Raw genomic sequence first — 13,860 nt, forward strand, 5'->3', positions numbered from 1 at the left:
CCTTGCCATCACCCCACCGGCCACCTGCGGAACTACCCCCGTTTTACTATCGGGAAAACTTCCACAAGTTGCTGGACACCGTCGAAGGTCAGTATGGGGACCTGCTGCTCCCTGAGGAGACGGGCTTCCTCGAGGCATACAGGCGACTGGGTTTTGATGCGCAGTGCCTTTATGTGCGACTGATCTCGCGTGTGGGCCCCTGGTTCAGGGAGCTGCGACTGCATTACCCGGAGCTGGGCGCCATTACCCCGGCGGTGGACGATTTGCTGCAAGCCGGTCTCGCCGAGCAGGCAGCAGGGCTGTCTGTCGAAGACCTGGGGGGGCTTTGCAGCGTCGCCGAGCTGTCCACTTTATACGCGACTCGGGCCGCCGACAAAGCCAGCCTGCTGCAGCAGATTAGCCAGGTCGAGAGTAGCGAGACGGGCGCTCTGGACACGCTCATAGCCGCAGATTGTGCTCGTGTGATTGCGCCGGCAAAAACAGACGTGGTCAACCTGCTGCAATTGCTGTTCTTTGGTAATCGCCGTCAGGGGCTGACCGACTTTGTGCTCAGCGACCTCGGGGTGGCGCGCTACTATCCCTACGCGCTGGACCGGGGCCAGCGCCTGTTTCCCCGGCGTGAAACGCTGGAGGCCTATCTCGACTGCGCCGCCTGCGAGGATCAGTGGCACGTCCTGCTGGAGCAGGGCGACGAAAAAGGTATCCGTGAGTTGGCGGTCGCCATGTCTTGCACAGCAATTCGCGACCCTGCGGTACAGCACCGCTGGGACCGTCTCTACAATCGTGTTGCCCGACAACTGGAGCGCATGGGGGAAAGCCAGCTCGCATTGACCCTGTACAGTCTCAGTCAAAGGCATCCGGCACGCGAACGCAGTGCCCGGCTGTTTGAGAAAGTGGGTGCTCACTCGCAAGCGGAGCAACTTTGCGAGACCATCGAAGCGCAGCCCTGGTGTGAGGATGAGAGGGATGCGTCGCGGCGCATTCTGCCGCGCGTGCGCAGGAAGTTGTATGGTGGCAGCACGTCCCGGCGTCGCGACCAATTCGATCAATTCGTGTTGTCTTTGCCACACAGTGACGTGCGAGTGGAACGGCAGGTAGCGCAGAAACTGTCTGGCGATTGGCAGCAGGTACGCTACGTCGAAAACCAGTTGATGACTGCGCTGTTCGGACTGGCGTTCTGGGAGCAGATCTTTGCCCCGGTTCCCGGCGCATTCAACAATCCCTATCAGAGTGTGCCTGCCGATATGTACGAGCAGGACTTTGCTGCCAATCGACGGGAGCTGCTCGACTCGCGACTGGCCGAGCTCTCGACTCTGTCGCTGGATGTTGAATTACCCAATCGTTGGCGCAGCTACCAGGGATTCCAGTGCCGCTGGGTGAACTGGCGCGTCATCTCTGAAGAGCTGGTGACCAATGCCGCAGCCGTGATTCCGCGTGAACATTTGCTAGCCATCTGGCAGAGAATCCTCTTTGATCCCCGGGAGAACCGCCGTGGTTTTCCGGATTTGCTGGCGCTTGGTTCCCGCCCAGGCGACTACCAGATGATAGAAGTCAAAGGCCCCGGGGATACGCTACAGGATAGCCAGAAGCGTTGGCTTCGATTTTTTCGTGAGCAGGGGATTCCTGCTGCTGTCGCGCATGTACAGTGGTCCGATGACTGAATTTACCGTTAGTGTTCGCGATCTGGTGGCGTTCTGCCATCGTAGCGAGGACATTGATCACCGCTATACGCCGTCCCCTACTGCTGAGCAGGGGATGGATGGGCATGCGCGGGTCTACCGTCGCCGCGCCGACAGCTACCACCGGGAGTATCCGGTACGGTACCGACACCAACAGGGCGAGTGTAGCTTGCTATTGCGCGGGCGGGCGGATGGTTACGACGCGACTCTGGGCCTGGTAGAAGAAATCAAAACCTGTCGTGGGGATCCGGCGCGTATTCCTCCGGCAGTGAGCCGTCTTCACCTGGCGCAGGCGCAAGTCTATGCCGCCATTATCGCTGAAAATGAGGGTCTGGCATCGCTGGAAGTGCGCCTGACCTGGCTGGATATTGATCAGGACCAGGAACACCCTCTTTCCCAGCATTACCAGCGCGAGGAGCTGAGAACTTTTCTGCTGGAGACGCTGGCGCGGTTTTCGCAATGGCTGGAACTGCTGCAGCGACTGCGAGAGCGCCGTCAGGCAAGTTTGCGTTCCCTGCCTTTTCCCCACGGTGAGTTTCGCAGCGGGCAGCGGGATATTGCCGAACTGGTCTACAAATGTGTGGATCAGGGGGGGCAACTGATGATTGAGGCCCCGACGGGCATCGGCAAAACTTCGGCGGTGCTGTTCCCGTCACTGAAAGCGATGGAGCGCGACAAGCACGAGGCGCTGGTATTTGTAACCTCCAGAACGGTGGGCAGGCGCACAGCGGAAAGCAGCCTGGCGATGATGGCGGAAGCAGGCTTGAGGGCATGCAGCCTCAGCCTGTCTGCCAGGGCCTCGGTCTGCCTGTCGCCGGGCAGTGCCTGCCATGGAGATGATTGTCTCTATGCCAGCGGCTACTACGACCGGCTGCAAGGCGCGATGGCCGAGGCGGTGCAGGCGGGCCTGCTGCAGCGTGAAACACTGCAGGACATCGGCAGGCGTCACCGCGTATGCCCTCATCAACTGGCTACCGACCTCCTGCCCTGGGTGGATATCGTGATTGCCGACGCCCATTACGTTTACAGCTTGCAGCCCCTGGTCGGCAGGAAGATGGAAGAGCACCGGCGCTGGAGCGTATTAGTGGACGAGGCGCACAATCTGCCTGAGCGCGCGCGTAGCATGTATAGCGCCAAACTGTCCAAGTCGGCATTGATGCGGGTGAAGAAACATGCCTCCGGACCAATAAAAAAGGCATTGGAGCGACTCAACCGGGCGATACTGGCGCTGCAGAGCGAACGCTGCACTGAGACTGCGCAGTACGCCATCCTCGAAGACCTGCCGTCCCCGTTGGTGAATGCCATGGCTGACGTGGTCGCGGCGGTGGTGCAACGCATGGGAGAGGACGTGCGCTTCCCCCCTGCCAACCCGCTGCTGATGGACTTCTTCTTCTCCCTGTTGCAGTGGCTGCGGGTCGCGGAACGCTGGGGCGATGAGTACCGACTGGAACTGGACCCCGGCGAGGGCAGGCAAGGGCTGATCCTGCATCTGAATTGCCTGGATCCGTCGCGACTGCTGGCGCTGTGCCATAGCAGGGCTCATGCCACGGTGGCTTTCTCGGCGACACTCTCACCGCGCGACTGGATGCGTCAGCTGATGGGTCTGCAGGAGGATGCCGTTTGCCGGCGTCTGAATTCCCCTTTTTCTCCCGGGCAGCTGCAGGTGGAACTGGAGACGCGTGTTGATACCCGTTACCGCCAGCGGGAGGCCAGCCTGGATCTGCTGGCGGCTAGAATTGGTCAGTTTCTCCGGCAGACTACCGGAAACTGCATCGTATACTTCCCATCTTATCGTTATCTTCACCGGGTGCTGGAAGTCCTGCACGCGGCCGGGGGATTGCAGGGGCGCCAGCTCTGGGAGCAATACCCGGAAATGGACGAGGTGGCGCGCAATGGTTTATTCGAATCCTTGCACCGGGCCGACAATGTGGCCGCATTCTGTATTCTCGGCGGTTTGTTCTCCGAGGGCATAGACTTGCCGGGCGACCTGCTCACTGGCGTTGTCATTGTGGGAGTGGGTATGCCCCAGGTAGGCCAGGAAAGGGAGCTGCTGCGCCAGTGGTACCAGCTGAGATACGGCTCTGGATTTGAGTATGCCTACCTTTACCCTGCGCTGCAGAAGGTGGACCAGGCGCTGGGCCGGGTCGTGCGCACCGATGCAGACTGCGGTCAGGCCTTACTGATCGATATTCGCTATGACAATGACAGCTATCGCCAGTTACTGCCCCCCTGGTGGACTTACCAGCGCGCCGTCGATCCACTTCCGTAGCGATCGATCTGGTCTATATTATTGGGCTCTGTCGCACTTGTTTGCGCGGCTTGAGTCCGTACATTAGCGGATCTGCAGATTAATCGGCTAGAGTTGGCGCCGAAATGAATTTGCTCAATCCATTCAGCGCGTGAATAACAGTCATAATTCCTGCGCTGTAGGCACTGTGCTAGAGTGTCCGGCCGGCCCAAAGAGGGCGGTAAGGTTATGGCCCACAAGAGGCCAGCCAAAGGCGTCCGCACAGGGCGAGAACAAGAAACACAAACCAGCAACGGGGGTTACACCGCAATGCGTATCGCAATACCCAGGGAGACACAGCCGGGCGAGAACCGGGTGCCTATCACTCCCGACGTGGCCAAGAAACTGGTGCACATGGGCGCAGATCTTGTCATCGAAGCCGGACTTGGTGTCGGCGCCGGATTTACCGATGAGGAGTACGTTAAAGCTGGCGCTACTGTATCCAGCGACCGCAAGGAACTGTTCGCCAGTGCCGACCTGCTGTTGCGCTTGAATAAGCCGACGGTTGAGGAAATCGGACAGATGCAGAGGGGCTGCATCCATATCAGCTACCTGGACCCCTTTAATGAGCGTGAACTGATCTCCGCTTTCAAGGAAGCAGGCGTCACGGCCATTTCCATGGAGATGATTCCCCGGACTACCCGTAGCCAGAAGATGGACGCCTTGAGCTCCCAGGCTAACCTGGCGGGTTATGTGATGGTAATGAAGGCTGCTTCGCACCTGCCACGTATATTCCCGATGATGATGACGCCTGCTGGAACCTTGAAGCCCGCGAGTGTTTTTGTCATTGGCGCAGGTGTGGCGGGTTTGCAGGCCATCGCCACGGCCAAGCGTCTCGGCGCCAAGGTTACCGCATTTGATACACGCCCGGTTGTTGCCGAGCAAGTACAATCACTGGGTGGCAAGTTTCTCGAGATAGACCTCGGTGAAACGGGTGAGACCGCCGGCGGATATGCCAAGGAACTGACGCCAGAGCAGGTAGAGCTGCAGCGCCAGGCCCAGAAAGATGTGATCGCCAAGTCCGATGTGGTAATCACCACAGCGCAGGTTTTTGGTCGCAAGCCTCCGGTTCTGGTTACCCAGGATATGATCCAGGGCATGCAACCCGGTTCGGTGATTGTGGACATGGCGGCCGAGACGGGCGGCAATGTCGAAGGCTCGCGTCCGGGTGACATTGTTGAGTGGTCGGGAGTGACTATCATCGGCACGGGCAACTGGGCCGGCGAAGTCGCCCGGGATGCCAGCCAGATGTACTCCTCGAACTTGTTCAATCTGGTTGAAGACAACTGGTGTAAGGAGCAGAAGCTGTTTCAGGTCGATTTCAACGACGACATTCTCCCCGGTTGCATCATCACCCATGGCGGTGAAGTGACCAACGAGACTATCAAGAACATCATGGAAGGGGAGGCATAATCATGGTACCCGCAGTCGTATTCCTCACGTTTATTCTCATGTTGTCCATCTTCCTGGGCTTCGAACTGATCAACAAGGTCCCGGCGACCTTGCACACACCCCTGATGTCAGGCGCCAACGCGATCTCCGGCATTACCGTGGTAGGTGCGGTCAGCCTGGCCGGCACTGGCCACGGTGACGCGGCGCAGTGGTTCGGCTTCTTCGCTGTAGTTCTTGCCTCGATTAACGTGGTCGGCGGTTACCTGGTGACTGATCGTATGCTCGCCATGTTCAAGAAGAAGGAGGGCTAAGGCGCTATGGATATTGTGATTCAGTTCGCCTACGTCGTTTCTGCGGCCCTGTTTATCCTTGGCCTGAAGCAGTTGGGCTCACCAGCGACCGCGCGTCGCGGCAACATGATCTCCTCTTTTGGTATGTTGCTGGCTATTGTCGCCGCTCTGCTTGATCAGGGCATCGTTGACTACCAGTGGATTGTGATCGGCATCATTATCGGTGGTGGCATTGGTGCAACGGTCGCACGTATGGTGGAAATGACCTCCATGCCGGAGATGGTTGCCCTGTTCAACGGCTTTGGCGGTATGGCCTCCCTGCTGGTCGGTATGGCCGCAATTGCGCCAGATGCAGCCACGTTCACCCTGATAACCATCGTGCTGTCCATACTGATCGGTGGCGTGACGTTCACCGGTTCACTGGTCGCCTATGGCAAGCTCAGCGAGCGCATCAGTAGTGCCCCCGTCCTGTTTGCCAAACAGCAGGTTGTGAATGGCCTGATTGTCGCCGGCATTGTGGTCAGTGGCCTGCTGTTTGCCACCAACCCGGACACCGGTTTCTGGCTGTTGCTGGTGGTTGTGCTGTCCCTGGCTTTTGGCGTTATGGTGGTGATCCCCATCGGTGGCGCGGACATGCCGGTGGTGATTTCACTGCTGAACTCCTATTCTGGCCTGGCCGCTTGTGCCGCTGGTTTCGCCGTGGACAACAATATTCTCATTGTTGCCGGTTCCCTGGTGGGTGCCTCGGGCATCATCCTTACCCAGATCATGTGCAAGGCGATGAACCGCTCTTTGAGTAACGTACTGTTCTCCGGCTTCGGCAGTGGTGTGGTCGAGACCACCGAAGTAGAAGGTGAGATCAAGCCTATTTCCGTAGAGGACGCCTATTACGTTCTGGAAGCGGCTTCCAGCGTTGCCGTCGTTCCCGGGTACGGTATGGCTGTGGCCCAGGCCCAGCACGTGGTCAAGGAATTGATGGAGCTGCTGGAAGAAAACGGCTGTGAGGTCAATTTCGGCATTCACCCGGTGGCGGGTCGCATGCCTGGTCACATGAACGTGTTGTTGGCGGAAGCCGATGTGCCCTATGACCAGCTGCTGGAAATGGACGACATCAACCCGCGTATGGAAACAGTGGATGTCGCCATTGTGATCGGCGCCAACGATGTGGTTAACCCAGCAGCGCGCGAGAACGAGGGGAGCCCGATATACGGCATGCCAGTAATTAACGTGGACCAGGCGCGTACCGTATTCGTACTCAAGCGTTCCATGGCATCCGGCTTCGCCGGGATTGAGAACCCACTGTTCTATAAAGAGAACACGCGTATGTTGTTTGGCGATGCCAAGGAGTCCATTGGCGGACTGATACGCGAATTCAACTAAGGGTCTACAAAGACCTTTCAACGCCGGCCCTGTGCCGGCGTTTTTCGTTGTGCGGGGCGCCTCTGGTGCACACAGTTGCGCCACGGGAGAATTTTTGCAAGTCCTGAGGAAGATCAATGATCTGCAGGACTGGACAGCTTAGGCTGGGAGCCTATTCTGAGAAGAAGATAACTTGGGAGACATCGCATGGCAGCTTCTGCAAGCGACACGCAAAAAAAGACCGCGACAAAGAAGAAACCTGCCGCGCGTAAAACGGCGCCGGCCAGGAAGAAAGTGCCCGCCAAAAAGGCAGCTGTGAAGAAGGCGGCTACGGCCAGGCGAAGAACGACTGCCGCAAAGGTTTCAAATCGCAAGACTGCAGCCAGGGAAGTTCCGGCAAAGTCACCTGGCGCAGCCTCCGGTCGACAGTCCCGGAAACAGCAGGGCGGGGTAGATAAAAAAACGCCTGAGCAGCCAATGATGAAGACGCTGCGTGCTGAGCATCGCCACATTGCCACCGTGATGCAGCTGTTTTCCGAGCAATTGCAGGCCATTGAAGCAGGGGACTCCGTCGACCCGCACGTGGTGTTCGAGATCATGGAGTACATGGCGACCTGGCCAGACCGCTACCATCATCCCCGAGAGGACCTTATTTATAGCCGTGTCGCAGAGTTGGATGAAAAAACGGCGGACGAAGTGGATACGCTGCAGCGGGATCACGACCAGACTGCGGAGCGGGGCAGGAAACTGCTCAAGGACATTGAATCCTGGAGAGAGGGCGACGTAAGCGGTTCAACGATCGTCAAACGCGGCAGGGAGTATATCAGCCATACCTACGAGCACATGAATATTGAGGAAAAAGTCGTATTCCCTCATATCGAATCTGTACTCACTCTGGAGGACTGGCGTGAGCTTGCCGAAGATGATGAACTGCGTGCCATTTCGCTTCCCGTGTTTGGTCCACGTGTGCAACGGGAATTTCGCAGTATGGCCAGGCGGTTGCGGCGCAGTGTGCGCCGTGGGGTAGAGCATGGCGCGGTTGTGGAATGGGTTGGCATTGAAGCGTTGATGGAGTCTATTGAGGTGCTTTCACTGGCCTACGACTCGGCGCGTTCCGCCGCGCAGGAGCACTGGGAAAAGGCGCTAACTGAATCAAAAGAGTTGTTCCGGGAGTCACCGGTAAGCGCACCGTTGCGTTGTTCGTTGAATAACCTCAAGGTGGGCTACAAGCTGCTGGGGGATGTGGCGAAGATCTCACGGGAGGTGTTCGACGACCTCGAGCAGGTGAACGAAGAGCGCAAGGGCCGGATAGGCCTGTTCAGCCGGGACTAGTCAGCTTTCGATGTCGCGAAACTGCAGTTTTGCCAGTCTGGCGTAGAGCGGGCTGCTAACCAGTAGCTCTTCATGGCTTCCGGTGGCCACCAGCTCACCCCCATCCATTACCGCAATTTTGTCTGCGTGCAGGATTGTCGACAGCCGGTGCGCAATGATGACGGTTGTGCGGCCCTGCATCAGCTCCTCCAGTGCTTTTTGCACGTGGTATTCACTTTCAGTGTCCAGTGCGCTGGTCGCTTCGTCCAGCAGCAGAATGTCAGGGTCGTTGAGAATGGCCCTGGCCAGGGCAATTCGCTGTTTTTGCCCGCCTGAAAGCCTGACACCCTGCTCTCCGAGATGGCTGGCATAGCCATCGGGTAGCTCACTGATGAACTCGTGTGCATGGGCGGTTTTCGCGGCGGCAATTATCTCGCTTTCGCTGGCTCCGGGGCGACCGTAGGCGATGTTATAACGCACATCGCCGGTGAACAGGGCTGGCTGTTGTGGTACCAGGGCGATATGTTCGCGCAATTGCTGTAATCCCAGTGTTCGAATATCACGACCATCCAGGGTAATCCGCCCCTGCTGTGGGTCATAAAAACGCTGCAGGAGTTCAAAAACGGTGGATTTTCCGGCTCCAGACGGGCCAACCAGTGCGAGGCTGCGCCCCGGCTCAATCGGCAGGCTGAAGTCCGCCAGTGCGGCAGTCGCGGGCCGTGTGGGATAGCAAAAAGATACCTTTTCCAGGTTAAGCGAGGGTTGGCTGCTCGGGGGCCCTCCTGCAGTTTGGCCCGGATCCTGTATGAGGCTGGGAGTCTCGATTAATTCTACCAGCCGTTCTGCCGCCCCCGCTGCCCGTTGCAATTCCCCCCAAACCTCTGAGATGGTAGCGACCCCTGACCCGACCATGATTGCGTAGAATACGAATGCGCCGAGCTCGCCACCGCTCATGCGCCCGCTGATAACATCCTGGCCTCCTTCCCAGAGCATGCCCGACATGCCTACGAATAACAGCAGAATCGCGGTGCAGATAAGCAGTGCGCGCTGGCGAATGCGTCGGCGCGCAATACCGAATGCCCTTTCTACTTCGGTGGCGAAGGCCTCGCTCTCATACTGCTCACGTGTGTAGCTCTGCACTACGCGGATGTGCTGAATGATCTCCCCCGCATAACTGCCGACGCTGGCAATGCTATCCTGGCTTTCGTTGGACAATTTGCGCACACGTCTGCCAAATACGAGAATCGGTAGCAGCACCAGGGGTACGCCTATGGCGATGATCAGGCTCAGCTTCAGGTTGGTGACCAGCATCATCACCAGTGCGCCGACCAGCGTCAGGCTGCTGCGCAGGGCCATGCTGAACGAGGAGCCGATAATAGTCTGCAGCAATGTGGTGTCGGTAGTCAGGCGGGACATGATCTCGCCGGAACGATTGCTTTCAAAATAACCGGGATGCAAGCGCACAATGTTGTCAAAGACGGCCTTGCGGATGTCAGCGCTGACCCGTTCCCCCAGCCAGGAAACCAGGTAAAAGCGCAGGAAGGTGCCAACCGCCATTGCTGCGGCAATAGCCAGCAAAAGACCAATGGCCGCGCGCAGGTCAGCAGCCGTGCCGCCGCCAAAGCCCTCGTCTATCAGTACCTGCAAACCCCAACCCAGAGATAGTGTCGCGCCCGCGGTGAACAGTAGTGCGACGCTGGCGGCGGCCAGTCGGGCCTTGTGCGGCAGGAGGTAGCGGAGTACCGGTAGCAGGGAACTGACGGCTCCCCGGGATCTACTCATTCTGCCTTGCCTTTACCCTCAGCGGCTGGCGGCATCGGCTCCTGGTGCAATTGTGCGGGCCCGGTAAATCTCGCACCGGCCCGGTCAACAATATCCAGCATGCCCAGGTTAAGGTCCTCGGCTACGGCCAGGAAATCCTGGAAGTTGGTGGTGGCCACGCCTGCGTCAACACGAAGTATGGCGTTTGCGTCAATGATGTCCTCAAAGCGCACGCTTACCGTGTCCTCCATTACCTGTTCATGACCCAGTAGCAACGCGCGAACATCCTCAAGAATCGAACGCATCTGATCGGCACTGGGAACCTGGATACGGTAGCGTCTGTAAAAGCGAATCCGGTCTCGCTCAGAGTAGTTTTCGATCTCGACAGAGGAGAACACCGAATTGGGGATTACCACCATTGATCGGTCCAGCGTGCGGATAATTGTCGAGCGTAGGCCAATCTCCTCGACGATACCGGTGACGTCACCGAAGCGGCATAGATCGCCGGCACTGACCGGCCGGGCTGTATACAGGGTGATGGCGCCGATTACATTCTCCAGGGTCTTTTGTGCGGCCAGCGCTACCGCCAGTGAGCCCACACCCAGCCCGGCGAGTATGGTCGACATGTCGTAGCCGGCCTGTTTCGCCCAGTAGAGGGCGATGATGGTGATCACCAGTATCTTTAAGATAGTGGTGAATGGTTTCAGTAGCGCAACGTAGTGTGTATTGCCGGCGTGCTGCATTTTACGTATCTGGTAATCACGCAGCAGTGACAGTACGCCCATGAACAATACGGTGAACGCGACATAATCGATACCGGAAGACTCCAGCAGTATGCTCGCCGTCATCGACAGTCCCAGGTGATCGATTAACAGGCGTGCGATAACAATAAACACGAAAAATCGCATCGGTCGACGGAAGAAGTGCTGGATGCCCAGCGGGAAGCGATTGGGGATTAGCAGAGCCAGTCGCATTAACAGGTAAGTGATAATGCTGGCCACGGGCCATGCCAGCAGGAAGAACAGAACCAGGCCTGCTACCTGCCAGTTTTCCATGCCCATGAAGCGGAACTCGGGCAACCACCTGCTCAACTTGACTGCCGTATCGCTGTAACCCAACTCTTCCCACATGTCGGGGATTCTGGCAACGGTGGCATTGGACAGTTTCCACACCCTGCCGCCCTTGCCGTCGGGCACCCGCTGTAGATAGATCGGGATTGTCTCGCTGGTCAGCTGCACAGCACCGATCTGGTCACGGTAATTGGGCAGTCCGTCATCAAGGCGGCCCTCGGGGTCGTCGCTAAGGGTGGTGAGCTCGATGATATTCTGGCGGCCGAATACGTAAGCTAACGCTTTCAGCAGTTCTTCATCGGAATACTCTGCGATTTCGTCATCGATATAGCGTCGGTCGAGGAAGTTGCCCAGGGACTCGTGGTCCTGCGAGCGCATGGCTGTGCGCAGTCCCAGCATTGCTGTCAATGGCGTCGCCTGATCCCGCATCGCATTTGGGTCTGTAGATTCCCTCTGCTCGACCAGTTGCGCTGTTTGCTTTTCAGCCTCTATCAGGTCCCGTGCCGAAAGGTCAGGCTGTTCCGGCGAGGGTTGAGCCCTGGCAACAGAAACTGCCATCCATGGCAGCAGAAGAGAGAGTATTATCAGTGCGCGCAACATTGGAGTTCATATCCTGTCTGTCAGGCTGCCCATGTTAGCGCAAAGCCGGCCGCTACCCTAGGTAGCGGAACCGTCCTCTTTTGGCTGGATAAGGCGGCCGAAGAATACACCCAGTTCAAACAGTATCCACATGGGAATCGCCAGCAGTGACTGTGAGATTACATCGGGTGGCGTGAGAAGCATGCCAAATATGAAGCAGCCGACAATAATGTAGGGGCGCTTGCGCGCGAGGTCTTCCGGGGTGGTTATACCTGCCCAGATCAACAGTATCGCGGCGATGGGGATTTCAAAGGCGATGCCGAAGGCGAAGAACAGCTTGAGCACAAAGCTGAGGTAGCTGTTGATATCGGTCATTATGGTGATGTCTTCAGGGCCCACACTGGTAAAGAACGCGAATATCAGCGGGAACACCGCGTAGTAGGCAAAGGCTGCCCCGAGATAAAACAGGGCGACGCTGGAGACAAGCAGTGGTATCGCGAAGCGCTTTTCATGTTTGTACATGCCCGGCGCGACAAAGCTCCAGATCTGGAAAAGGATATAGGGAATGGCGATGAAAACAGCGGCGACCAGGGTCAGCTTGAAAGGTGTTAGAAAAGGAGAGGCGACTTCCGTTGCAATCATGCTGGCACCCTCAGGTAACAATTGACGCAAGGGCTCTGAAACGAAGGCATAAATATCGTTGGCAAAAGGGAATAGACAGATAAATACAATCAGTACTGCCAGCAGTGCGCGCAACAGGCGATCACGCAGCTCCGTCAGGTGTGCCACCAGGGGAAGTGGCTGGTCGGTATTTTCCGCGTCGCTCATTCAGGGAGTTTTCCGGCGGGCTTGTCCTGCGGCTCGGCCAGGGGGTTTACGTCGTCAACAGCCTCGCGAATACCGGCGCTGATTCCTGCTGATTCGTCTTTCAGTTGCTGTCCGGTCTTTTTCAGTTCCTGCATGACAGCATCGTTATGCAGTTCCTGCTCCACTTCCTGTTTGATGTCATTGAAGCCGCGTTTAATACGCCCCAGCCAGGCACTGCCGGTTCGTATGGCGCCGGGTAACCGCTCTGGCCCTATGACCAACAGCCCCACTATCGCCACAATAACGAGTTCGGTAAAACCGATATCAAACATTCAACTATGACTTGTCTTTGCTGTCTGGCTTCTCTGTGTTGTCGTTGTCCGCCGCTGGCTTCTCTCCACTGTCGCCGTCATCAGACATGCTCTTGCGGAAACCTTTGACTGCGCTACCCAGATCCGATCCCAGGCTACGCAGGCGCTTGGTGCCAAACAACATAACGACAATCGCCAGGATGATAAGCAATTGCCAGACGCTAATTCCACCTATACCCATGATGCTCTCCAGTATCGTTTATTTAAATTCAAGTCTGACCACGGGCGGCTTTTTCATCGAGGCCGGAAGTGCCCGCGCGCCTGGCCAGGCAATCTGTGACTTCGCTCAGTTCCACGTCCAGGTGAGAGAGCATGACCATACTGTGAAACCACAGATCAGCAACCTCGCCCACCAGGCCTTCCCGGGTGCCACCATTGTTGAGGTCCTTGGCCGCCAGAATCGTTTCCGTGGCCTCCTCTCCAATTTTCTCTAGAATTTTATTCAGACCCTTGTGATGAAGGCTGGCAACGTAGGAGGAGCCCGTGTCTCCCGTCTGCTTGCGTTGCTTAAGTGTGTTCTCCAGTTCACGCAATATATTGTCCATCAGGCTTTGCTTCCGTACATGTCATCCGGGTTCTTGAGTACTTCATCGGTCACGGTCAGCTCGCCTGCAGAGTTTGCAAGCCTGTAAAAACAGCTTCTCCTGCCGGTGTGGCAGGCAACGCCACCAACCTGTTCTACCTGCAGCAGCACAGTGTCACCGTCGCAGTCTACCCGCAATTCCCTGAGCCGTTGCACATTGCCTGATTCCTCGCCCTTTCGCCACAGCGACTGCCTGGAGCGAGAGAAGTAGATAGCGCGCTGTTCCTGGAGGGTGAGCCGCAGGGCCTCGGCATTCATCCAGGCCATCATCAGTACCTCACCGGACTTCCAGTCCTGCGCGATGGCGGCGACCAGCCCCTGCTCATTCCATGTGATTTCTTTGTTCAGTTCCATGATGAATTCCGTTCAGA

General features: G+C 57.5%; 13 protein-coding genes. 6 read left to right on the plus strand and 7 right to left on the minus strand.

Annotated features, from left to right (window positions below; all coding sequences use genetic code 11):
• The first annotated feature begins 2 nt into the window (after window positions 1–2).
• The 6 genes from C0039_RS08440 (at window position 3) to C0039_RS08465 (ending at window position 8,339) form a co-directional block, all read left to right on the plus strand.
• Complete coding sequence (locus tag C0039_RS08440; RefSeq protein ID WP_133125965.1) at window positions 3–1,661, plus strand: VRR-NUC domain-containing protein; 1,659 nt, start codon at window positions 3–5, stop codon at window positions 1,659–1,661.
• Window positions 1,609–3,948 (plus strand): ATP-dependent DNA helicase, encoded by a 2,340-nt coding sequence (locus C0039_RS08445; protein WP_133125966.1) that lies wholly within the window; start codon window positions 1,609–1,611, stop codon window positions 3,946–3,948. Before C0039_RS08440 ends, C0039_RS08445 begins: the two co-directional genes overlap by 53 nt.
• A 288-nt stretch (window positions 3,949–4,236) precedes the next feature.
• Window positions 4,237–5,379 carry a Re/Si-specific NAD(P)(+) transhydrogenase subunit alpha gene (locus C0039_RS08450; RefSeq protein ID WP_101517837.1) on the plus strand — a complete coding sequence of 381 codons (1,143 nt, stop codon included), beginning with the start codon at window positions 4,237–4,239 and terminating at the stop codon, window positions 5,377–5,379.
• Window positions 5,380–5,381: 2 nt separating this feature from the next.
• Complete coding sequence (locus C0039_RS08455) at window positions 5,382–5,669, plus strand: NAD(P) transhydrogenase subunit alpha part 2 (protein ID WP_075999871.1); 288 nt, start codon at window positions 5,382–5,384, stop codon at window positions 5,667–5,669.
• A 6-nt stretch (window positions 5,670–5,675) separates the two neighbouring features.
• A complete protein-coding gene (locus C0039_RS08460; protein ID WP_075999872.1) occupies window positions 5,676–7,028 on the plus strand; it encodes an NAD(P)(+) transhydrogenase (Re/Si-specific) subunit beta in 1,353 nt (450 codons plus the stop codon).
• 186 nt (window positions 7,029–7,214) lie between these two features.
• On the plus strand, window positions 7,215–8,339 hold the full coding sequence (locus C0039_RS08465) for a hemerythrin domain-containing protein (RefSeq protein WP_243391582.1): 1,125 nt from the start codon (window positions 7,215–7,217) through the stop codon (window positions 8,337–8,339).
• Here the strand turns inward: C0039_RS08465 and C0039_RS08470 are convergent, their stop codons facing one another.
• The 7 genes from C0039_RS08470 to hisI are packed head-to-tail and all read right to left on the minus strand — an operon-like array spanning window position 8,340 to window position 13,843.
• Window positions 8,340–10,100 carry an ABC transporter transmembrane domain-containing protein gene (locus tag C0039_RS08470; protein WP_101517838.1) on the minus strand — a complete coding sequence of 587 codons (1,761 nt, stop codon included), beginning with the start codon at window positions 10,098–10,100 and terminating at the stop codon, window positions 8,340–8,342.
• A complete protein-coding gene (locus tag C0039_RS08475; protein ID WP_075999874.1) occupies window positions 10,097–11,749 on the minus strand; it encodes a mechanosensitive ion channel family protein in 1,653 nt (550 codons plus the stop codon). The genes C0039_RS08470 and C0039_RS08475 overlap by 4 nt, the downstream gene beginning before the upstream one ends.
• A gap of 57 nt (window positions 11,750–11,806) precedes the next feature.
• A complete protein-coding gene (gene tatC, locus C0039_RS08480) occupies window positions 11,807–12,556 on the minus strand; it encodes a twin-arginine translocase subunit TatC (RefSeq protein ID WP_075999875.1) in 750 nt (249 codons plus the stop codon).
• Window positions 12,553–12,867: a Sec-independent protein translocase protein TatB gene (tatB, locus tag C0039_RS08485; protein ID WP_101517839.1), complete on the minus strand. Its 315-nt coding sequence runs from the start codon at window positions 12,865–12,867 to the stop codon at window positions 12,553–12,555. The genes tatC and tatB overlap by 4 nt, the downstream gene beginning before the upstream one ends.
• Window positions 12,868–12,871: 4 nt before the next feature.
• Window positions 12,872–13,087 (minus strand): twin-arginine translocase TatA/TatE family subunit, encoded by a 216-nt coding sequence (gene tatA / locus C0039_RS08490; RefSeq protein WP_075999877.1) that lies wholly within the window; start codon window positions 13,085–13,087, stop codon window positions 12,872–12,874.
• A 28-nt stretch (window positions 13,088–13,115) separates the two neighbouring features.
• Window positions 13,116–13,451 carry a phosphoribosyl-ATP diphosphatase gene (locus C0039_RS08495; protein ID WP_101517840.1) on the minus strand — a complete coding sequence of 112 codons (336 nt, stop codon included), beginning with the start codon at window positions 13,449–13,451 and terminating at the stop codon, window positions 13,116–13,118.
• Window positions 13,451–13,843, minus strand: a complete 393-nt coding sequence (hisI, locus tag C0039_RS08500; protein ID WP_101517841.1) for a phosphoribosyl-AMP cyclohydrolase — start codon at window positions 13,841–13,843, stop codon at window positions 13,451–13,453. The genes C0039_RS08495 and hisI overlap by 1 nt, the downstream gene beginning before the upstream one ends.
• Window positions 13,844–13,860 lie beyond the last annotated feature (17 nt).

This window comes from Pseudohalioglobus lutimaris, from assembly GCF_002866825.1.
GTDB lineage: Bacteria > Pseudomonadota > Gammaproteobacteria > Pseudomonadales > Halieaceae > Halioglobus > Halioglobus lutimaris.